This is a genomic window from Campylobacter sp. CCS1377, assembly GCF_040008265.1.
Taxonomy (GTDB): Bacteria; Campylobacterota; Campylobacteria; order Campylobacterales; family Campylobacteraceae; genus Campylobacter_D.
In genome coordinates, this window is record NZ_CP155620.1 from 1,383,398 (window position 1) to 1,404,438 (window position 21,041).

The following is a 21,041-nucleotide window of genomic DNA, read 5'->3' on the forward strand; positions in this document are numbered from 1 at the left end:
TCCTTTTATAAATTTACATTTACTTTGTATTCGCTTAGATTATTTCCCTTAGTATCCATTACATGTACCGCGCAAGCAATACAAGGATCATAAGAGTGAATTTTTCTAATGATTTCAAGTGGTTGTTTTACATCAGCGATCTTAAGTCCTATCAAACACTGCTCATAACTTCCACCTATACCGTTAGCATCTTTTGGGCTTGCATTCCAAGTAGAAGGCACTACAGCTTGCCAATTTTCAATCACACCATTTTTAATTCTACACCAATGACTTAGCGTTCCACGAGGCACATGTCCCATATAACGACCTTTGTATTCTTTGGTATTATCAATCACATAAGGAGCACAAGTGCTTTCATCGACTTTCAAATTTTCTACCAAATTATTAAACGCTCTTAAAGCATTGTTTGCAACGATTTTTGCCTCTATACAACGCGCGGCAGTTCTTCCAAGCGTACTAAATACTGCATTTAATGGCAAACCCGTTTCTTTTAAGAACTCATCGACCACAGGAATAACATTTTTATTGCCCTTAGCATAATTTACCACTATATTTGCTAATGGGCCAACCTGCATAGGATTTCCTTCATAACGAGGAGCTTTAATCCAGCTGTATTTTCCTTTGGTATCAAACACTTTTGAAGTTACATTTTTACCATGATGATCGATACTCTCGCCCTCTACAAGTCCTGTATAATTTGGATTTGTCTTGCCATCATATGGATGAAGTGCCTCATTATCTTTATACCAAGAATGTGTTGCTTCTTCAGTGATTTTATCCTCTTCTACTTCATAAACTTTGCTTATATCGCCATTTTTAATGATTCCACTTTCAAACAACCACTCATTTTTGCCGAGCTGAAACTCTTGGAAAGTATAAAGATTATTTACCCCAATATCATTTAAAACACTAGCTTCGTTAGCATAAGCTTTTCCAGCCATTACAAGATCAGGATAATAAGCACGATTAACAAAATCTTGCACTTCTTTAAATTTTTCCATATATTCGCCCATTCTTGAAGGACTTAAAAGATCCATAACACAAGTTACACCACCAACGGTTAAGCTTTGAGGATGAGGGTTTTTAGCCCCAAAAATTGCCATACATTGTGCAATAATTCTTTGAATTCTTAAACATTCTAAATAATGCGAAAGAACAATTAAATTTTGCTCTGGAGTTAAACGATAAGTTGGATGTCCATAGTAAGCATTAGCAAAAGGTCCTAAATTTCCTTTATCTACAAAAGCTTTAAGTCTTTGCTGCACTTCAAGCAATTTGTCTGCACCTGTGGCATAAGGATTTGGAGTGTATTTAAAAGCTTCATCGCTTGCTTTTTTAACATCGGCACTCAAAGCGCTCACAACATCAGCCCAATCAAGTCCGTGAAGTTGATAAAAATGCACGATATGATCATGCAAGAAAAGCGCTGCATTCATCAAAGTTCTAGTTAAAAGCGCATTAAGTGGCGGAGTGATACCTAAAGCATTTTCAACCGCAACAATACCTGCTTTATAATGTGAAAAAGTACAAACTCCACAAATTCTTTGAGTCATAAAACCCGCATCTCTTGGATCACGACCTTTTACAATGGTTTCTATTCCACGCCACAAAGTAGAACCTGCATAAGCTTCTTTAACCACATTGTTTTCATCAACAACAACCTCAACTCTTAGATGTCCTTCAATTCTTGTAATTGGATCTACTATTATTCTTTGACTCATTTTTATTCCTCATTTTTTTTCATAGAAGCAATAACTGCATGTGCTGCAATCGCAACACCAGTAAGTGTTAAAACACCTATGCCGATTTTATCTGACACGCTATCAGCACCAAGTCCAAAAACCGTATCAAATTTATGGCTTGCCATTGGTTCTTCAAATGGTCCCATAGTATCCCAAAAATTTGGCTCAGAGCAACCTATACAACCATGTCCTGCTTGGATAGGCCAAGAAGTGTGCTGATTAAATCTTTCTCTAGAACAGTTGTTAAAAGTATAAGGTCCTTTGCAACCCACTTTATAAAGACAATAACCATTTTTTGCGCCTTCATCGCCAAAGCTTTGCACAAATTCACCCGCATCAAAATGTCCGCGTCTTTCGCAAAGATCATGAATTCTTAAACCATAAGCCCATTTTGGTCTATTATAAACATCAAGTGCCGGCAACTCACCAAAAAGAAGATAATGCAAAACATTTCCGACTATATTTTTTTCACTTGGCGGACAACCTGGAACATTAATCACAGTCTTGCTTGTTACCTTACTTAAAGGCTGAGCATTGCTTGGATTTGGTCTTGCAGCTTGAATTCCACCAAAACTAGAACAGGTCCCTATAGCAAAAATAGCCAAAGCATTCTCACTTGCCATTTTTGAAAGCTCATAGCCTGTCTTTCCATGTGGTCCTATGGTTAAAAAATGTTCAGTATCACCCATAGGAATACCGCCTTCAACCATTAAAATGTATTTGTTTTTATATTTTTCAATAGCACTTTCTAAATTTTCTTCAGCTTGCCAACCCGCAGCAGCCATAATAGTTTCATGATATTCTAAAGAAATATAATCAAAAATTAAACTATCAATCGTTGGTGTATCGCTTCTTAGCAAACTTTCACTACAGCCCGTGCATTCAGCCATATGAAGCCAAACCACCGGAAGTCTATCGGCTAATTCCGCGGCTTTTGCTACCATAGGAGTTAAACTTGCCGGCAAAGCCAAAAATGCCGTCATAGCTCCTGCCCATTTCATAAAATCTCTTCTTGTAAAACCTGATTTTTCTAAGGCTTGTGTAATGGAAGAATCGTTTTTTAAAGAAGGAAGTTTTTCCAACTCATTAAGACGAGTTTGTAGATGATGAAAGTCTAGCATAATTATTCCTTTTTGACTTAAAATACTCAAACAATATGATAAGACATTTTAAGTTAATTTAAGTTTAAAAATAAAGAATTGTTTTGATAAATATAAAAGAGTTAGTAAGCATTCATATAGTTAATAGATTAAACAAAATTCAACAAATATCTTAAGGTGAAAAGTCTTGACACAAGAACACTAAGCTTATATATCTTTTAGTAATTCACTTAAATAATCAATAGCCTTGTTTTTCCTCGCCCTAAAATGTGCCTCACTTTCAGCTTGTCCCATAAATAAGCCTTTTTGAATAGAATTAGATTTTAGAATATCAATCATATCATTGATACTCTTTTTTTTGCTCAATAACGCTAGAATTAACCAATTTATCATTATAATCTTTAATGCGAACATCTCCATTTTTTCTAAAATTTATAATAAACTGACTTTCCCAAACAAAGCCAACTAAATTCACATATTCTTCTGTGGATAATTCTTTCTCCGCCTTATCTAAAGCATTATCAAGAACACTTTTGTTTCGGCATTTTTACTTGCATAAAAATTATTTTGTGCATATAAAGCTGCATAAGAATGATTTGTAATTTTCATGGAATTTACCTTTTATTAATGCCTATTTTGCAAAACAGCTAATGACTTACATTGCCATCGCAAGCAAAAATTATTCCGTATAGAAAATATTTTATAAAAGCTCACAAACCCTTTTTAAGCTTTCGTATTAAAAATCTAGCAGGATGAATAGCATGAGTAAAACTTTTAAATAAGCCTAAAGGCTCATTACAAATCAAAGCACAAATGTATCTTGCACCTAAAATTGCTGTGCTAAATCCTCTTGAACCATGGGCAAAATCAAGATATAAATTCTCAATATTTTGTGGCAAAATTTGTGGCTTATCTTTAGTCCATAATAAAGCCTTATAAGATTTTTTATAAAACTCCTCATCATAAGCTGGACCAATAATGGCAAATCTATCGCTTGAATAAGATCTAAAAGCAACCTTAGCACCTTGCACGACAAGCTTTTCATTGCCTTGTAAAAATTCCTTGATATTTTGGATATTTTCCTCATTATCTTTTTGCGTAGGATTTATATCCTCATTTAGCCTATCATAAGTCGCGCCAATTAATTGCAAATCATTTTTTATAGGCGTAATATAAGCTTTTGAAGATAAGGCAAATTTTGTATCTAAAAAAGGCTTTAAAAGCGTGACTTGCCCGCGAACTTTACTTAAATTCATCGCTTCATAAGAAAGTATTTTTTTAGTATCCGCACCGCTAGCATAAATGAGTATATCAAAGCCGCTTTTGCTATTTTGCGTATTAAAATGCAAGGAAAATTTATTATCATCTTTTGTAAAATGCATAAATTCATAACCAAAGTGTATTTTAGCACCACTAAGTCTTAAAAGCTCACTTACAATCGTTTTTGGTTCGATAACACCGCCATCTTCCAAAAAAGCTCTATTATCACAAATTTGAAACAAAACATTATCTTTTTGTAAATCAAAACGCGTTTGCATCAGTTCATTGTAAGCAAATTCATAAACACCTTGGGGCTTAAAACCCAAAATTTGCTGATAAAATCTACTCGCTTCAATAAAAGCATTTTGAGATAATTCCCCCAAAACAACCTCAGGCTTTAAAATAAGAGAACTTAAAATTCCGCTTGCATTTGTGCTTGCATTTTCAAAAAGCTTTGTGTTTTTTTCAAAAATTTCTATCTCAAAACCCCTTAGCGAAAGTTCATAAGCAAGACTTGCGGCACTGATTCCAGCACCAATTATAGCAAGTTTTTTACCTTTAAAATCTTTTTTAACGCGTGAAAAATAAGCTTCTTTGCATTCAAATTCAAAGCCCTTAAAACACGCTTTAATCATTTCTCTTTTTTTGAAGCCTTTAACTTTTTGCACTTCAAAATTATATTTTTTAAGATTTTTTTGCAAAAAACTTGATGCAGAAAAGGTAAGAATTTGGGTATTTATCTTAGAAAGCCTTGCGATTTCTTTAATGATTTCTTCATCAAACATTGTTTTATTCTTGCTTGGAGAAAAACCGTCTAAAAACCAAACATCAGCTTTAAAATCAAGCTCTTTTAAAGAAAATACAGCATCTTTAAATACAAGATCTAAAAAACAATCCTTGAAATAAAAACGATAATATCCTTCTTTATTTTTAGGATAAAACTCTAAAAACAGCTCCAAAAGCTCTTTAAATTCTTCATAAAGATTTAATCTTTTATAGCATTCTCTTAAAAGCTCTTTATCAATATAAAAATTTTCCAAACTTACATAAAACAATCTTTTAGGGCGTTTAGTGGAATTTAAAAAGCGTTTTAAGCTTAGAAAAAAATTCAAACCTATGCCAAAACCTAGTTCAGCGATAATAAAATTTTCATCTTCTGTAAATTCAAAGGCTTGCGTGTATACAAATTTACTCTCATTTACTCCATCTTTGGAATTAAAATAAAAATCATCAAAATCTAAAGAAAAAGGAGTATTATCCTTAAAAATCAAACGAGCTTTTTGCATTAGTAGTTATTGCGAAAATAATTTTCTACGCCATCTGCGATACCATCTGCTAAGGAATTTTGGAAATTTTTATTTGCAATTCTTTTTCCTTCATCAGGATGAGTAATATAGCCAATTTCTATCAACACAGCAGGCATTTGAGCACCGACTAAAACCCAAAATGGTGCTTCTCTCACTCCGCCATCACTGACTTTATATTTTGTTCTTATAGATTTTAAAGCCCCTTTTTGGATATCTATAGCAAGCTTATTTGATGCAATAATTTTTTCACGATTTAAAAAATTTAAAAAAGTTTGCTTGGAAAAATAATTCATTTCTTCGACATCAGATTGATTTTCAAGCTCTGCAGCTTTTTTACTTCTTTCGCTTCTGGCCGGACTTAAGAAAAATGTTTCAAAACCTTGAGTGCTTTTTGCTTTTTCTTTAGGCACTGCATTTGCATGCACTGAAATAAACAAATCTGCATTTTTATCATTTGCAAATTTAGTTCTATCTCTTAAATTAATAAATTTATCCTTATTTCGCGTATAAAAAACTTTATAGCCTCGTTTTTTAAGCTCATCTCCAATTTTTAAGGAAAGATTTAATACTACATTTTTTTCTTGCAAACGATTACCCAAAGCTCCGCTATCCTTACCGCCATGCCCTGCATCAATTACTATAATTTTATTTGCTTTAAAATTCTTAGACACGGTCGTTTTTTGTTCTAAATTTTTACTGCTTTGTTCTTCAAGCTCATAGCTTAATTCTAAATTTGTATCGTTTAATTTTTCTTTTGGTTTTTGATTTAAAGTAGAATTTAAAACCACTCTTACTGTGCTTGGATTAAATTGCGCTACAGTTATACTATCGCTTTTATTTAAAGTAAAATTTTTTCTTTTTCCTTTTAGCGTAGCCTTGATATCCCAAACATAACGAAAAGTATTTTTATCCTTCATTGTAAAACTTGAGATATCCTCTTTTGAGATTTTTTCATTAAATTCTAAAATAATAGCATTTTGCGTTTTTTTAACGCTAAGTATTTCTAATTTCCTTTCTTTTTGTTGTGTATTTTCCGAATTTTTAGTTTTTTTCTCATCATTTTCTTTTTTAACACTTGTGTTTGTTTTTTCTTGCTTTTTATTATTTATGGGTTTATTTTCTTGAATTTGCTTAGGTTCTTGAGTTTTAGTATTTTCCTTTTTTTCTTTTATTGGTTTAGACTCTTGAACTTTGACGTTTTCTTGTTTTTCATTCTTTTTAAATGCAAAACGCATTTTTAAATCTTCAAAACCTACCGCACATTCCAATTCTTCTTTAGAATTTAAAACAATACGAGCGGTTTGTGGATCGTATTGTGACAGAGTGATTTTTACTCCATTATTAAATTCATAAATCGTTCGATTCCCCTCTAAAACAGCATTAAAGTCTATAATATAGCGAAAATTATCTTTCTCTTTTAAAACAAGATTTTTCAAATCTTTAATTTCTAATTTTTGGCTTAAAAGAAGTTCTATCCCATTTTGAAATGGAAATGATTTTAAAATAAATAATTTTTGATTTTGACCAGCACTTATTACTTCTTTAGCTTGAGTATTAAAAGTAGAAAGCTCTTGCTTTTTATCATCATTTTTTTTCAAAGATAACGAATTTTCTAATTCTTTAGTGTCAACACCAGAATCTTTTAGTTCTTGAATATAAGGCGTACTATCAAAGTTTAAGGTTTTGGAGCTAATGACCAAGCGTTTTAAAATTTCATTTTTACTCTTTTCATCCTCATCAATAATACTTTGGATATACAAGCTTTTTAAATGATGGTGATATTTAATTTGTGTTTCTGTTTTGGAATTTGAAAACTCTTTATCAAATTTTTGAAGTTGAGCCTCAAAAGCTCCAAAACACTGAGTTAAAAAAATAAAAAATAAAAAAATAAATTTAAGCATCTTCACCATTGACTAATTTGTGAATTAATTCTTTTACGCTAATAAGTTTATTTAAACGATAGCCATTTGCACCTGTGAAAAATAAACCTGTTTCTTTTCTTCCAGACCAAGCATCAAAAAGCCTATCAGCAATGCAATAACCCACCTTTGTCGCCTCTTTTCCTCTTTGACAAGGGGAAACACAGTTGCTAACACAATTAATTTTTGGTCCCATTCTTTTATCTACTAAATTTAACAAATTGGTTCTAATGCCCCTTGCAGGATATCCAACCGGAGATTTAATCAGCTCAATATCATCTTGTTTGCATTCAAGTAAAACATTTTTAAAATCATCACTTGCATCACATTCAAAAGTTCCTATAAATCTCGTTCCCATTTGAACACCACTTGCACCTAAAGAAATCATTTTTTCTATATCATTTTTATCCCAAACTCCACCTGCTGCAATAATAGGAAAATTTCCCCATTCTTTAGCTTCTAAAGCTATAGGGGTGATTAAATTTTCAAGTTGATAATTTGGATCTAAACACTGCTCATAAGTAAATCCTTGATGTCCGCCACTTTTAGGACCTTCAACAACAACAGCATCAGGCAAGCGATTATAGCGCCCTTGCCATCTTTTGCAAATGATTTTTAAAGCCTTTGCTGAAGAAACAATTGGAACTAAAGCAACATCAGGAAAATCTGCAGTAAATTCTGGTAAATTTGTCGGAAGTCCAGCTCCTGAAATAATGACATTAAATCCCACTTCACAAGCATCACGGGCAATTCTAGCATAATCATTGCTCGCACATAAAATATTGCAACCCAAAGGAGCATCGCCACATACTTTTCTTGCGTTATTAATTAAAGCGTGTAAGCCTTCTCGTGAGTAAAAATTATTGCTTCCATAGGGCTTAGCGTTAAATTCCTTGCTGACATATTTTAAATTTTCATAATAACCTGTTCCTACCGAAGAAATAACACCCAAACCACCATTTGAAGATACAGCAGAAGCAAGCCTATCCCAACTGATTCCCAAACCCATTCCACCTTGGATAATGGGATATTTTATCGTATGCTTACCTATTTGTAGAGGTTTTAAATCCATTATATCACCCTTAGTTTTGCAAATTTTCTTTTACCTACTTGGAGAATATATTCCCCTTGAGTTAATTGCATTTGTTCATCTTTTACTTTTTGAGAATTTACACTCACAGCATTTGCACCTATACTTCTCCTTGCTGATGAAGTAGAGTTTTCCAAACCGCATTCAACCAAAGCTTTTGCAAGCCAAATAGTGCCATTAACGCTAAATTCTTCCATCTGACTTGGCAATTCATTAGCACTATGTACCTTGTCAAATTCCGCCTTAGCTTCATTGGCTAAAGCCACAGAATGAAATCTTTGCGTAATTTCTAATGCTAAATTCTCTTTTGCTTTTTTAGGATGAAGTGTGCCTTGCTTTAAATCTTGCTTGATTTGCTCAAGTTCTTTGGTGCTTTTAAAACTTAAAAGCTCGTAATACCTTAGCATCAACTCATCACTAATGCTTAATATTTTAGCATACATATCATTAGCTTTTTCTGTAACACCTATGTAATTATTTAAACTTTTACTCATTTTATTAACACCGTCTAAGCCTTCAAGCAAAGGCATCATCATAACCGCTTGCTCTTTTCCTGTGTTATAAATTCTTTGCAAAGTTCTTCCCATTAAAAGATTAAATTTTTGATCTGTTCCGCCCATTTCTATATCGCTTTTTAAAGCTACACTATCATAACCTTGAAGCAAAGGATATAAAAATTCACATATTGATATAGGGCTTTGCTCTCTAAAACGCTTTGTAAAATCATCACGCTCTAGCATTCTTGCCACGCTAAAAGTTGAAGTCAATTCAACTACACCAGCAGCGCCCAAGCTATTCAGCCACTCAGAATTAAACTTAATAAAAGTTTTTTCCTTATCAAGAATTTTAAATACTTGCTCTTCGTAGGTTTTTGCGTTTTTCAAAACTTCTTCTTTGCTTAATTTTTTTCTTGTTGCATTTTTTCCGCTAGGATCGCCAATTTGTCCTGTAAAATCTCCAATCAAAAAATAAACAAGTCCGCCATGTTTTTGAAGTAAAGCCATTTTATTTAAAACCACACTATGTCCCAAATGCAAATCAGGAGCCGTAGGATCAAATCCTGCTTTAATGTAAAAATTTTCACCTTTTTCGTAATAATTTTTAATCAAAGCTTCTAATTTTTCCTCATCTATGATTTCAGCAACCCCTCTTTTTATATCAGCAATAATATTTTTTAAATCCATATTTACCTTTCTAATTGGTTTTATACGCATCATTTAAAGATGTAAAATCTAAAATTTTATAACGCGTTTTGAGTCTATCTTTAACATTTTCAACGACAATATCATCAGGAATTTCTATATTAATTTCAAAATAATCCACAACAGAATTAGGCTCTCTTGAAAGATTAATAGTGAGTATATTAATCTGCATTTTTGATAGCGTGGTTAAAAAGTCTGCTAAAGTCCCTTTTTTATTTTCCAAAGAAAATATTACCTTATAACTTTTTGGAACATTGGCATCCCACTTAATAAAAACCATATCTTTTTGCTTTTCTAGCAATTTATCAGCCTTATCACAAAGCTTATGATGAACGACAACATTACCTGATTCTATAAAACCCATAATTGCATCACCTCGTTTTGGATGACAACAATAATCAAATTCCACATTGGCTATTTTGTGATTTGAATATACAATGATATTGCCAATTTTTTGCTCTTTTAACTCATACTTGTCAAACCAATAAGATTTTTTGGCGTATTTTTTCAGCGTATTAACCACATCTTTAAAATACACACTATCATTAGGAACTTGTCTGATTTTTTTGCTTAAATTTTCTTTTTCTATCCATTTTAGGATTTTATCATTTTTGACACTAAACACCGAAGAAAGGATATTTAAAGAAGTTTGTAAATGAATTTCTCTTAATTTTTGCTTACAAAATGCACGAATGCTTGCCCTTGCTTTTCCTGTTTTGACACTATCTATCCAAGAACAACGATAAAATCTCTCACTAGCGGTAACAATACGCACTATATCCCCATTTTTAAGCTCTGTTAGAAGCGGAACTTTAACACGGTTCACATAAGCGCTTTTAGCATGCAGACCTATTTTAGTATGCACCTCATAGGCAAAATCAAGCACAGTAGCACCACGAGGCAAGGTAAAAATTTCACCTTTAGGCGAATAAACTGCGATATCTTCTATATACAAACTATCTTTTGCATACTCATATAATTCTACCGCGCTATAATCTTCCGTGCCTTCGATATTGCTTTGCATCGAAATATCAGCCAACCAATCAAGTTTTGGCGTACTTACGGCATTACCACCTTCTTTGTATTTCCAATGAGCTGCCACTCCAAATTCTGCAATTTTATGCATATCAAAAGTGCGAATTTGAGCTTCGATAATATTTTTTGCATCAAATAAAGTCGTGTGTATGGTTTGATAGCCATTTTGTTTAGGTAAAGCAATATAATCTTTAAAACGCGAGATTAAAGGATTAAAATTTGTATGTAAAATTCCCAAAGCCAAATAACAATCAGAAACCGTTTCTACCATAATTCTAACACCAAGCAAATCTAAAACTTCTTCTATACTAATGCCCTTTCTTTGCATTTTAAGATATACAGAATAATTGTGCTTGATACGTTTGTGAATTTCAAAACTTCCTTGTCTAAAACCATTTTTAAGAAATAAAAGCTCGATTTTAGAAATAAAATCATTAAGCCCTAATTGCATATATTGATCATTTGAATTAATATAATTATTGATTTGCGTAAATTCATCCGGCATTAAATACTTAAAACTTAAATCTTCTAAATAATTTTTAATGCTTGAAATTCCTAGTCTATGAGCAATAGGCGCATAAACAACTAAAGTTTCTTCGCTAATACGTCTTTTCTTATCATCTCTTAAGGCATCAAGAGTAAGCATATTATGGAGTCTATCGCAAAGCTTTACAACCAAAACACCTACATCTTCAATGCTAGCAAGAAGCATATTGCGGAAAGTTAGGGCTGATTTTGTTAAATTTTGATTGGACTTTGAACTGATTAAGTTGTCTTCTCTAATTTCTACAATTTTAGTAAGACCATTAACCAAACGCGAAATTCCAGCACCAAATTCTCTGATTAAATCTTTCTCTTCGCAATGAGTATCTTCAACCACATCATGAAGCAAAGATGCTGCTATCATATCCTCATTTGAACTTAAAAATGCAACCAAACAAGCCACAAGCATAGGATGAACCGCGTAAGGCTCTCCACTTTTTCTTTTCTGCCCTTCATGCTGAGTAATACAAAATGTCACCGCTTTTTCAAGAATGGGGCTTGGTTTGCAAAGACTGAATAATAATTCTTTAGCCGAATTTACATCTTTACAAAATTTTATATCTTCAATGAGTTTTTCAAGCAATAACTCTTCATCGATTGGTTTCAACGAATCCCTCTAAAACGATTTTTTCTTCTGCAATTTCATAAAGTGCGATATCTGAAAATTTATATTTATTTTTATCCAAATCCACCAAAGGCAAAGCGCCATTAGCTAATTCTTCAGCTCTTTTAGCCACCACTAAAGAAAGTTTGTATCTGTCATCATTCATTTTTTTAAGCGCTTTAGCTGCTACTTCTTCTATTCTGTTTTCCATTTGTTTTTCTCCTTTTAATTTTTTACTACCGAACAAAGAGAGGTGTCTCCTTGTATGATTTTTAATAAATTTCCTGTTTCAAACATATTACACACTATAATAGGCAAAGAATTATCCTTAGCTAAAGCAATGGCTGTATCATCCATAACTTTTATATTATCTTGCATTGCTTCATCATAAGTTAAAGTATTTAAAAACACTGCATCATCAAATTTTTTAGGATCTTTATCATAAATTCCATCCACTTTTGTCGCTTTAATAATAGCATCTGCGTCAATTTCTACCGCTCTTAAAATCGCTGTAGTATCTGTTGTAAAATAAGGATTTCCAGTACCTGCAGCAAAAATTACCACACGACCTTTATCTAAATGTCTTTGAGCACGACGCATTATATAAGTTTCACAAAAAGCTTCCATTTGTATTGCACTTTGAACCCTAACATCAAGTCCTGCGCTTTCTAAAGCTTCTTGCATTGCAATGGCATTAATCACTGTAGCCAACATCCCCATATGATCACCACTCGTGCGTTTAATCAATCCACCCTTAGCAGCTGAAACACCGCGGATAATGTTTCCTCCACCTATAACTATACCCACTTCTATATTATTTTGAACTAATTCTTTAATCTCCGAAGCTATGAATTTAAGAATGGAATTTTCTATACCAAATCCACTCTCTCCAGCCAAAGCCTCGCCTGAAAATTTTACTAATACCCTTTTTCTCTCTCGCATCATTTCTCCTTAACAAACTTGAAATTATATTTTAAAACGCTTTAAATTTAGCTAATTTAAACTAATCAACTCCAAAGGATTGATATGAAAATTTTTTTGTGTCACTTCAAAAGTTAATTCATCTTTTACTCTGCCTAATACCGCGCCTTTTTTTACATTTTTTCCCACTTGAATGGTTGGCGCTATCTTATCTAAATGGGCATAAATAGTATGAATTCCATTAGAATGCTCTACAATAACCACTTTTTGAAGCATATTCGTATCTTTGGCAAAAACTATTTTTCCATTTAAAATGCTTTTTACAACCGCATCAGGAGTTTTGCTCTTTAAAACAACATTTTCATTAAAAATTTTAATCTTATAAACAGGATCGGTATAATTTCCAAATTTTTGCTTTACAATAAAAGAATCTAAAGGCGCAATAGTTTTAGCACCGGAATATTTTTTAACCGCACCACCTTGATAACCATTTCCAAGCCTTCTTATTTCTTCGCTATCGGCATTTTTAATCTCTTCTTTTTCCTTATTTTGCGCTTTAAGCTTTTTTTCTTCTATGATTTTTAACTCGGCCAGTGTTTTTCTTAACTCATCTTGCTGATCTTTAAGAGTGCTGAGTTTTTTAGTATAAATTTCTTTATCCATTTTTTGCTTTTTAATTTCATTTTCTTGGTTTTGCTTAAGTTCTTGAAGCTTCTCTAATCTTTTATTGTATTCTTTTAAACTGATGTTAATGGTTCTAATTTGACTTTGTTTTTCATTGATGGTTTTATTGATACTTTCATAATCTTTTGAGAGTTGGTAAAGCTCATTGGTTAAAATAGCATCAAGATTTTTTAAAACTTCAAAAGCCATAAAACTCTCTTCACTTTCTAAATAACCCTTTGGGATAGGCAAATCATACACAAAATCTTTAGCAATTAAATCTACAAGTTTATTTTCCATAATATTTCTATTTTTTACCAAATCTTCATTTTGCGCGTTAAGGGTGCTTAATTCTTGGCTTTGAATTTTGGCATTTTTTTCAAGTTTTTTTGTTTCATCGCTAAGCTTTTCAATATCATTTGCCAATTTCTTAAGTTTTTTTTCGCTATTTAAAATATCGACGGCCAAATCTTCAAGTTTTTTATTGAGTTGGCGTTGAATTCTTTCATTTTCTTTTAAATTTTTAGTTTGTTCGTTGATGCTTGTTTTAGCACAAAGCAAAGAAAAACAGCACAAAAGGCATAAAATGATTCTCATTTTTTCTTAACCTTAAGCATCACAGAATTTACACACAATAAGCAAATAAAAAGCGTAAAAACAAAAACTCCGCCTAACTGAAATAAAAAATTCACCTGAGGCAAACTGATATCAATGTTTGCTAAACTTTCTTGCACCAAGGATGATTCATAACCTTTAGTAAAAAGTAAAAGCAATAAAATAAAAGAAATCAAACAATCAAAAAACACCATTTTATAAAGCGCTAAAGAGCGAAACCAAAAAGGCGCACCAAATAAAACCATAATTTCCACCCTTTGACTGTGCTCATAAAGCCAAATTTTCATCTGCTTTAAAAGCAGAGCAAGACTTAATAAAATAATAATAAACAAAAATACCCAAAAAACAGCATTAATCAGCACAAGCAAGGTATAAATTTTATCGTGTGTTTTAGCAAAGGTTTCAACCCTGCTCACAGAAGGCAATTTAAGCAATTTTTCTTTTAGAGAATTCAGCTCATTTTGATTGAGTAAATTTTCAAGTTTCACACTATAAAAAAAGGGTAAAGAATTTTGCAAAACCTTTAAATTTTTATCCGAAATATCGCTTTTTAAACGATCGATTAAATCTTTGGGATTTAAAATTTGCAAAGATGAAATATTTGAAATTTGAGTTTTTAAAATATTTTCATCCAGTTTTATAGAGCTAATGAGTATGATATTATAATCTTTGTTTAATTTTTCTTCATAATGTCTTAAAGTTGCATTTAAAAATAAGATAAATTCAAAGGCAAACATCATAAATATCAAAGGAATGATAAGAGATAAATGCGTTTTAAAGAATTTCATTGATTTTTCCATTTTCTATTTCAAATCTTCGGTAATTAAGCCTTAAATTACTTGGAATTCTATGGGTTACCACAACAATGCAAGTACCAAGCAATTCTTTAGCTGATTTAAGCAAAGTCCAAATGATATCCGAAGAATACTCATCTAAATTGCCCGTAGGTTCATCACAAAGCAAAAGTTTTGGATTATGCGCTAAAGCCCTTGCCATAGCGACGCGTTGCTGCTCGCCACCTGAAAGTTGATTTGGCATTTTATCGGCTTTAAAGCTTAAATTTACATGCTTTAAAAGCTTAGTGGCTTGATCTTTGCAAATTTTTTTACTGTATCCTTTTATCATCAAAGGAAGCATAATGTTTTTTTCCACACTGTATTCTTGAATGAGTTTATAGTCTTGAAAAATGATGCCTATTTTTTGTCTTAATTTTAAAAGCTCCAAATTCCCTATTTTTTTCATGGAATTTTCATACACCTCAAGCTTACCTGATGAAATATCTAAATCTCCATAAAAAGATTTTAAAAGTGTGCTTTTTCCGCTTCCACTCTTTCCTGTGATAAAAATAAAATCCTCTTGGTTGAATGTAAAATTTGCATCTTTTATCACAAGTTCATCATAACCCAAACACAGATTTTGCGCTCTAATCAATCTTTATTTCCTTAGCTAAATTTAAATTTTTTATTCTCTTTTATTTTCACTTAAAAATCAAGAAAATTTGACATTTTTATAAATAATTTTTAATTTTTTCTTTTAATAAATTCAAAGCCTGTAGATTTTCTTCGGTTTTAAAAGGTTCATCAAAAAGAAAAGTCATACTATCATTTAAAATCAAATAACAATGTTCAGGCTGATTAAAAGCTCCAAAAGCTATTTTTATCACAAGCTCTTCATCTTTTTGGTAAATATTTTCAAAATGCAAAAAGCAATTTTCCTTCGCAAAGGTCTCATTTTTAAATTGTGTTTTTATCTTTTGCAAATCATTTTGATTTAATTGCAATTCTTCTAAGCCAAAATCTGATAAATCTTGTTTTTGCAAACTCTCATCTTTTATCTTAATGATAAGATCGTAAATATCCTTTTGCTGTTTTTTCCATCTGTCTTCATATTTGCTTGAAATTTGCAAGTCTTTATTTTTATGAATTTGGGCTTGTAAATGCGTAAAATTTAAAAAAGTTTCCAAAGTAAAATCAAAATACAAACGACTATCTGTTCTCACTTCAAAGCATCCATCTTGCTTTAAAACCCTTTGGCATTCTTTAGCAAATTTTTCTCCCACAACACGCCTATGAGGTTTTTTATCCCAAGGCACTGGAAAATGAAGGAAAATTTTATCAATAAAATTTGATTTTAAAACACTTAAAAGCAGTCTTGCATCACTTTTTATGAGTAAAACATTATCAAGCTTTTGCTCTTTTGCAAGCTTTGCTACTTGCTCTAAAGCAGGAGTATAAATTTCTATACCCACGATGAAAATTTCAGGATTTTTCTTAGCTTGAAAAAGCAAATGCCTACCCGATCCAAAACCTATCTCTATATAAATTTGCCTTTTTGTTTCAAGCTTGCTTAAAAGCTCTTTTAAATTGCTAGCAATTAAAGGTGATTTCTCAACAAGTCTAGTGCTTTTTAAAGCCACTGCTTCGCTAAGTATTTCATCGCAAAAATTCTTTTTAAATTCCAATAAAGCTTTTTGCAAATACCCTATTTTTGAAGGTTTGCTGTGCTTATCACCCTTAATGATCCAATTCCCTTTTTCATCTTGTTTGATTTGTATGAAAAAATTTTCATTCTCAAAACGCGTTAAAACAAGCTCTACTTTCTCATTACAAGCTTTCCAAAGAAATTCCACACCCTCGCTTTGGCGTGGAAAATTTAAATTTATGAGTTTTTTACATTTAAAATTTGGCATTATTTTCCTATTCTAATGCGTCCTGAAGGTTTTGACTCAAGTCCGTATTGATCTATAGCGATAACTTCATAAGTGTAGCTAACACCTGCTTCTATGGTAGTGTCTTTAAATCTTTTATCTTTCAAGCCTTTAAATATCGCATCTTGTTTACCCCCATAGCGTTTGAGTGTATACTCACTCGCTCTATTATCCCCATCTGCCCACTCAAGCTCCACTCCATCTTCTCGTATGGCTGATAAAATAATACTTGGCGCCAAAGGAGAGCTTAGAGTTTTACCTTGCACTCCCTCTTTTGGCATAGGGCTTTCAAGTCCATCTTTATCCACCATAGTTACCTTATAATACTTAGTTTCATCAACGCCTTGTATATAGTCTTCATAGCTATTAGTTTGTGTTTTTGCTATAGTCGTATAAGGTAAAAAGCTACTACTTGTCGCATAAACTTTATAATAGTCAAAATCCTCATAAGGCACACTATCCCAAGTTAAAATGATTTTATTGGCCGCATCTTGACTAGCACTTAAATGCTCCACTTGTGGCGGTAAGGCTTTTGTAGTGGAATTAATGATTTGACTTGGATTGCTTTTAATGCCATCAAAAGTTACACAAATAATCCTATAATCAAAACTTTCATTTGGTTTTAAATTTTCGTCTATGTATTCAGCATTTAAGCGGTTTCTCACTTCTGCAATTTTTTCAAATTTATTTTCTGCACTGCGCGATCTTTCTATGATATAAGATTTAACCCTTAAATCCGTATGCGGTCTCCATATAAGCTTGGTTTTTCCTGGTAAATTTGTAATGGCTTGCGCAAAGGTCACAGAATCAAATCTTGGCTCAGTCATCACCTCAACCACAGCACCTTGCTCTGAAATATGTTTTTGATTATTAAAAGTTTTTAGCGTGTAGTAATATTTCGTTCCTGGCTCTAAATCATCATCAACATAATGGGTTTGGAATTTGTTTTTAATTTGCGCTACAAGCTTAAATTCTGGCTCTTGTTCGCTTGATCTATACAGATAAAAACCGTCGATATTTTGATCATACAAAGGTTGCCATTCAAAAGCAACATTGCTCATATCACTCATACTTTTTAAATTTTCAATCTTTGGCAAACTTGCGTTGATTTGTTCGCTTTGCGATGAAGAATTTGGCATTTGCGAAACGCTACACGCATTAAACAAAAGTGCCAAAAGTCCTAGTGATAAACTCAAGTGAAATTTTTTCATTTTCCTCTCCTTTATAATTTTTTTTTAGAATTGTATCAAAATCATCAAACAAAGGTGCTTTAATATATAATTTTTCTTTTGTTTTTGGATGAAAAAAATACACAAAATACGCATGGAGCATCACTCTTGTAAATTTTTCCTTGCCCTTATAGCCATAAAGCTCATCGCCTAAAATATGGCGATTTAAGTCCGCAAGGTGGGCTCTGATTTGATGAGTGCGCCCTGTAAAAAGCTTGGCGGCGATTAAATTCACTCCTTGTGCGCTCAAAAGATTGATAAATGCCGTTTTTGCGTTTTTAAGTGAGCCAAATTTTTTCAAATTTTCCTCGCTAAATTCCACGCTGATTTTTTTCATTCTATTATGCAAAGATCTTGCAAGAGCCTTTTGAGCGATGATTTTATCTTCTTTTAAAGGTAAATCAATCAAAGCCAAATAATACCTTCCCATACTTTTATCTTGTAGTTGCTCGCTTAATTTTTGATGCGTATGATTATCCTTTGCAATGACTATAGCTCCGCTTGTGCCTTTATCTAAACGATGAACAAGTCCTGCGCGATTTATGCCATTTAGCGTTGATAAAACATAATTTTTAGACATAAGCCAATCCACCAGCGTGGCTTCTTTTACGCTACTTGCTCCATGCACGGTTAATAAAGGCGGTTTGTTTAAAACAAGCAAATACTCATCTTCGTATAAAATTTCTATATCAAATTTAGGCTCAAAATCGCTTTGAATTTCTTTTGCTTTTGGGAATTGCACGCTGATTTCATCATCAATTTTAAGCACAAAGGAAGCCTTGTTTTGAATTTGATTATTTACTTTGATATGATTATCTTTAATGAGCATAGAAACTTGATTGCGGCTTTGGTTTAATTTTTTTGCTAAAAAAACATCCAATCTCACACAAGAATCTACCGAAAAATTTTGCATTTTCTACCCTAATTGCTTTGTAAAGTTAAAATTTTAGCATATAATAATGCAGTATTTTTAACAAAGGTTACTCATTTGCTTAAATTTGATAGAAGAATTTTTACTCATTTTGATTTTGTCCAGCCTATTTTGATTTTACCCATTATCCTTTTATCTTTTATTTTGGTTATAGAAGCCAATGTGGCTTTAGCTGAAAAACAATTCATTTACATTTGTATAGGTTTTTTAGCTTTTACTGTGTGTTTTTTGTTGCCGATTAAAAAATTTCAATGGCTCATACCGACTTTTTATTGGGTAGGTATTGCTTTGCTTTTAAGCGTGGATATTTTTGGTATAGAAAAATTGGGCGCTAAAAGGTGGCTTTTGATACCTATTATCAATTTTACCATTCAGCCTTCTGAAATTTTTAAACCCTTTTTTATCCTCATGCTCGCTTATCTTATACATTCTAATCCACCGCCTGAGAAAGGATACAATCTTAAATCTTTTCTCAAACTCAGCTTTTACATACTCTTGCCTTTTGTCTTAATATCGCAAGAACCCGATCTTGGAACGGCTACTGTTTTGCTTATCGTGGGTTTTGGAATGCTTTTTATTATAGGGGTAAATTATAAAATTTGGCTAAGTATTTTCATCGCCTTAGCCATTGTATCACCTATTATCTATACTCATTTTTTAAAGCCTTATCAAAAGCAAAGAATTCATGATTTTTTAGCAGAAGAGCCAAGTTATCAAGTCACGCAGTCCATCATCGCTATAGGAAATGGCGGACTAACAGGAAAGGCACACGAGGAAGCCACGCAAACGCATTCTAAATTTTTACCTATCTCAACGAGTGATTTTATCTTTGCTTATTTGGTTGAAAGGTATGGATTTATCGGCGGATTTATCTTGGTTTTACTTTATGCTTTGCTCATTTTTCATATTTTAAGTATTAATCATAAATTTAAAAATGATTATTTTACCAAAGTGATTGCTAATTGCATTGCATTATTTATCTTTATATACACAGGCGTTAATATTTCCATGACTATAGGCTTTGCACCTGTTGTGGGAATTCCTTTGCCGTTTTTTAGTCATGGCGGAAGTTCATTTACCACTTTTATGGTATTTTTTGGCATTTTGCAGCATTTAATCACTTTTAGGTATTTAAATATTAATAAAATTGTTCGTATTAAGTTTTAATATAAAATAATTTTAAGAAAATTTGGCTATAATTCTTACTTTTTAAGCACGGATTTATAGCTCAGTTGGTTAGAGCAACCGGCTCATAACCGGTTGGTCGCAGGTTCGAGTCCTGCTAAATCCACCATTTTTCTACACAAACTTACATTTTTTCTATCGAGTTTATAAAATTCAAACAAATAACTTTAATATAAAAAGCATTCTCTACTGTTATCTTGAGTTCTCTTTTCGTCATCTTGAGTGAAACGAAGAATCTCTGTTTTAAAGAAGTTTTTGTTTTACGAGAGAAAAAGCTGCAATGCATAGAGATGTTTCGCTACGCTCACATGATAGAGTAGAGATTCTTCGTCTAAAGGCTTAGAATGACTGGGTTAAAAAAAGGGTGTTTTAAATAGAGATTCTTCAGTTGTCTTACTCCTTCAGAATGACAGTTTTTTGTGGAGGACGAGAGGCACTCTCAGAATGACGGGTGCACTGTGCTCAAAATGACAAGAAAATGGGATATTTAGCAAAGCCAAGAGCCTTGCTCTCTTGGCGTGGATTTTGTTTAAGTATAGGTTAAGCAAGGCTTTCTTATAATTTTAATTGATGTTAAAAGTTATAGCTGATTAAGTAATTTAATCAGCTCATTTACTATCTCTAGTAATTTTAAAACAATATCTAAAATCCTATTTATCATAGTAATTCCTTTCCCACCAAGAGAAATTAACCACTTAAACAAAGCAATTCTATCAAAATTTTCTTAAAATTTGTGATATTGTCATCTTGGGCTTTTCGTCATCTTGAGTGAAACGAAGAATCTCTGTTTTAAAGAAGTTTTTGTTTTACGAGAGAAAAAGCTGTAATGCATAGAGATGTTTCGCTACGCTCACATGATAGAGTAGAGATTCTTCGCCTAAAGGCTCAGAATGGCTGGGTTAAAAAAAGGGTGTTTTAAATAGAGATTCTTCAGTCGTCTTACTCCTTCAGAATGACGGTTTTTTGTGGAGGACGAGAGGCGCTCTCA

General features: G+C 32.3%; 17 protein-coding genes and 1 tRNA gene. 2 read left to right on the forward strand and 16 right to left on the reverse strand.

Going from position 1 to position 21,041, the window contains the following annotated elements:
- Window positions 1-5 precede the first annotated feature (5 nt).
- From AAH949_RS07000 to AAH949_RS07075, 16 genes are all read right to left on the reverse strand, one after another.
- Entirely contained in the window at window positions 6-1,721 is a 1,716-nt protein-coding gene (locus AAH949_RS07000; RefSeq protein WP_348518332.1) for a nickel-dependent hydrogenase large subunit, read from the reverse strand.
- A 2-nt stretch (window positions 1,722-1,723) separates the two neighbouring features.
- Window positions 1,724-2,863: a hydrogenase small subunit gene (locus AAH949_RS07005; protein WP_134238146.1), complete on the reverse strand. Its 1,140-nt coding sequence runs from the start codon at window positions 2,861-2,863 to the stop codon at window positions 1,724-1,726.
- Between the two features lie 186 nt (window positions 2,864-3,049).
- Window positions 3,050-3,235 (reverse strand): hypothetical protein, encoded by a 186-nt coding sequence (locus AAH949_RS07010; RefSeq protein ID WP_348518333.1) that lies wholly within the window; start codon window positions 3,233-3,235, stop codon window positions 3,050-3,052.
- Between the two features lie 317 nt (window positions 3,236-3,552).
- Window positions 3,553-5,388, reverse strand: a complete 1,836-nt coding sequence (gene mnmC, locus AAH949_RS07015) for a bifunctional tRNA (5-methylaminomethyl-2-thiouridine)(34)-methyltransferase MnmD/FAD-dependent 5-carboxymethylaminomethyl-2-thiouridine(34) oxidoreductase MnmC (protein WP_348518334.1) — start codon at window positions 5,386-5,388, stop codon at window positions 3,553-3,555.
- Window positions 5,388-7,319, reverse strand: coding sequence for an N-acetylmuramoyl-L-alanine amidase (locus AAH949_RS07020; protein WP_348518335.1), 1,932 nt, complete (start codon window positions 7,317-7,319; stop codon window positions 5,388-5,390). The genes mnmC and AAH949_RS07020 overlap by 1 nt, the downstream gene beginning before the upstream one ends.
- Complete coding sequence (locus AAH949_RS07025; protein ID WP_134238149.1) at window positions 7,303-8,400, reverse strand: nitronate monooxygenase family protein; 1,098 nt, start codon at window positions 8,398-8,400, stop codon at window positions 7,303-7,305. Before AAH949_RS07025 ends, AAH949_RS07020 begins: the two co-directional genes overlap by 17 nt.
- The gene (gene tyrS / locus AAH949_RS07030; protein WP_348518336.1) at window positions 8,400-9,602 is read right to left on the reverse strand and encodes a tyrosine--tRNA ligase; all 1,203 of its coding nucleotides are present in this window, start codon (window positions 9,600-9,602) and stop codon (window positions 8,400-8,402) included. Before tyrS ends, AAH949_RS07025 begins: the two co-directional genes overlap by 1 nt.
- Before the next feature lie 10 nt (window positions 9,603-9,612).
- Entirely contained in the window at window positions 9,613-11,805 is a 2,193-nt protein-coding gene (locus tag AAH949_RS07035) for a bifunctional (p)ppGpp synthetase/guanosine-3',5'-bis(diphosphate) 3'-pyrophosphohydrolase (protein ID WP_134238151.1), read from the reverse strand.
- Window positions 11,789-12,013, reverse strand: coding sequence for a DNA-directed RNA polymerase subunit omega (locus AAH949_RS07040; RefSeq protein ID WP_134238152.1), 225 nt, complete (start codon window positions 12,011-12,013; stop codon window positions 11,789-11,791). Before AAH949_RS07040 ends, AAH949_RS07035 begins: the two co-directional genes overlap by 17 nt.
- A gap of 14 nt (window positions 12,014-12,027) precedes the next feature.
- A complete protein-coding gene (pyrH, locus tag AAH949_RS07045) occupies window positions 12,028-12,744 on the reverse strand; it encodes a UMP kinase (RefSeq protein WP_134238153.1) in 717 nt (238 codons plus the stop codon).
- Window positions 12,745-12,795: 51 nt separating this feature from the next.
- Window positions 12,796-13,983, reverse strand: coding sequence for a peptidoglycan DD-metalloendopeptidase family protein (locus tag AAH949_RS07050; protein WP_348518337.1), 1,188 nt, complete (start codon window positions 13,981-13,983; stop codon window positions 12,796-12,798).
- Window positions 13,980-14,789 carry an FtsX-like permease family protein gene (locus AAH949_RS07055; RefSeq protein ID WP_134238155.1) on the reverse strand — a complete coding sequence of 270 codons (810 nt, stop codon included), beginning with the start codon at window positions 14,787-14,789 and terminating at the stop codon, window positions 13,980-13,982. The genes AAH949_RS07050 and AAH949_RS07055 overlap by 4 nt, the downstream gene beginning before the upstream one ends.
- The gene (locus tag AAH949_RS07060; protein ID WP_134238156.1) at window positions 14,776-15,432 is read right to left on the reverse strand and encodes an ABC transporter ATP-binding protein; all 657 of its coding nucleotides are present in this window, start codon (window positions 15,430-15,432) and stop codon (window positions 14,776-14,778) included. Before AAH949_RS07060 ends, AAH949_RS07055 begins: the two co-directional genes overlap by 14 nt.
- A gap of 76 nt (window positions 15,433-15,508) precedes the next feature.
- Window positions 15,509-16,690, reverse strand: coding sequence for a tRNA (guanosine(46)-N7)-methyltransferase TrmB (gene trmB / locus AAH949_RS07065; protein ID WP_348518338.1), 1,182 nt, complete (start codon window positions 16,688-16,690; stop codon window positions 15,509-15,511).
- Window positions 16,690-17,919, reverse strand: a complete 1,230-nt coding sequence (locus tag AAH949_RS07070; RefSeq protein WP_134238158.1) for a fibronectin type III domain-containing protein — start codon at window positions 17,917-17,919, stop codon at window positions 16,690-16,692. Before AAH949_RS07070 ends, trmB begins: the two co-directional genes overlap by 1 nt.
- Window positions 17,867-18,850, reverse strand: coding sequence for an RluA family pseudouridine synthase (locus AAH949_RS07075; protein WP_348518339.1), 984 nt, complete (start codon window positions 18,848-18,850; stop codon window positions 17,867-17,869). Before AAH949_RS07075 ends, AAH949_RS07070 begins: the two co-directional genes overlap by 53 nt.
- 75 nt (window positions 18,851-18,925) lie before the next feature.
- On the opposite strand from AAH949_RS07075, the gene AAH949_RS07080 reads away from it, so the two are divergent.
- Together AAH949_RS07080 and AAH949_RS07085 are read left to right on the forward strand one after the other, a co-directional pair.
- Window positions 18,926-20,035 (forward strand): FtsW/RodA/SpoVE family cell cycle protein, encoded by a 1,110-nt coding sequence (locus AAH949_RS07080; RefSeq protein WP_134238160.1) that lies wholly within the window; start codon window positions 18,926-18,928, stop codon window positions 20,033-20,035.
- Between the two features lie 50 nt (window positions 20,036-20,085).
- Window positions 20,086-20,162 (forward strand) — tRNA-Ile (locus AAH949_RS07085).
- The last annotated feature ends 879 nt before the right edge of the window (window positions 20,163-21,041 follow it).

Excerpts from the sequence above, each read along its gene's own strand:
- AAH949_RS07000 (WP_348518332.1), bottom strand. The coding sequence starts at position 1,721 with ATGAGTCAAAGAATAATAGTAGATCCAATTACAAGAATTGAAGGACAT.
- AAH949_RS07005 (WP_134238146.1), bottom strand. The coding sequence starts at position 2,863 with ATGCTAGACTTTCATCATCTACAAACTCGTCTTAATGAGTTGGAAAAA.
- AAH949_RS07010 (WP_348518333.1), bottom strand. The coding sequence starts at position 3,235 with ATGATAAATTGGTTAATTCTAGCGTTATTGAGCAAAAAAAAGAGTATC.
- mnmC (WP_348518334.1), bottom strand. The coding sequence starts at position 5,388 with ATGCAAAAAGCTCGTTTGATTTTTAAGGATAATACTCCTTTTTCTTTA.
- AAH949_RS07020 (WP_348518335.1), bottom strand. The coding sequence starts at position 7,319 with ATGGTGAAGATGCTTAAATTTATTTTTTTATTTTTTATTTTTTTAACT.
- AAH949_RS07025 (WP_134238149.1), bottom strand. The coding sequence starts at position 8,400 with ATGGATTTAAAACCTCTACAAATAGGTAAGCATACGATAAAATATCCC.
- tyrS (WP_348518336.1), bottom strand. The coding sequence starts at position 9,602 with ATGGATTTAAAAAATATTATTGCTGATATAAAAAGAGGGGTTGCTGAA.
- AAH949_RS07040 (WP_134238152.1), bottom strand. The coding sequence starts at position 12,013 with ATGGAAAACAGAATAGAAGAAGTAGCAGCTAAAGCGCTTAAAAAAATG.
- pyrH (WP_134238153.1), bottom strand. The coding sequence starts at position 12,744 with ATGCGAGAGAGAAAAAGGGTATTAGTAAAATTTTCAGGCGAGGCTTTG.
- AAH949_RS07050 (WP_348518337.1), bottom strand. The coding sequence starts at position 13,983 with ATGAGAATCATTTTATGCCTTTTGTGCTGTTTTTCTTTGCTTTGTGCT.
- AAH949_RS07055 (WP_134238155.1), bottom strand. The coding sequence starts at position 14,789 with ATGAAATTCTTTAAAACGCATTTATCTCTTATCATTCCTTTGATATTT.
- trmB (WP_348518338.1), bottom strand. The coding sequence starts at position 16,690 with ATGCCAAATTTTAAATGTAAAAAACTCATAAATTTAAATTTTCCACGC.
- AAH949_RS07070 (WP_134238158.1), bottom strand. The coding sequence starts at position 17,919 with ATGAAAAAATTTCACTTGAGTTTATCACTAGGACTTTTGGCACTTTTG.
- AAH949_RS07075 (WP_348518339.1), bottom strand. The coding sequence starts at position 18,850 with ATGCAAAATTTTTCGGTAGATTCTTGTGTGAGATTGGATGTTTTTTTA.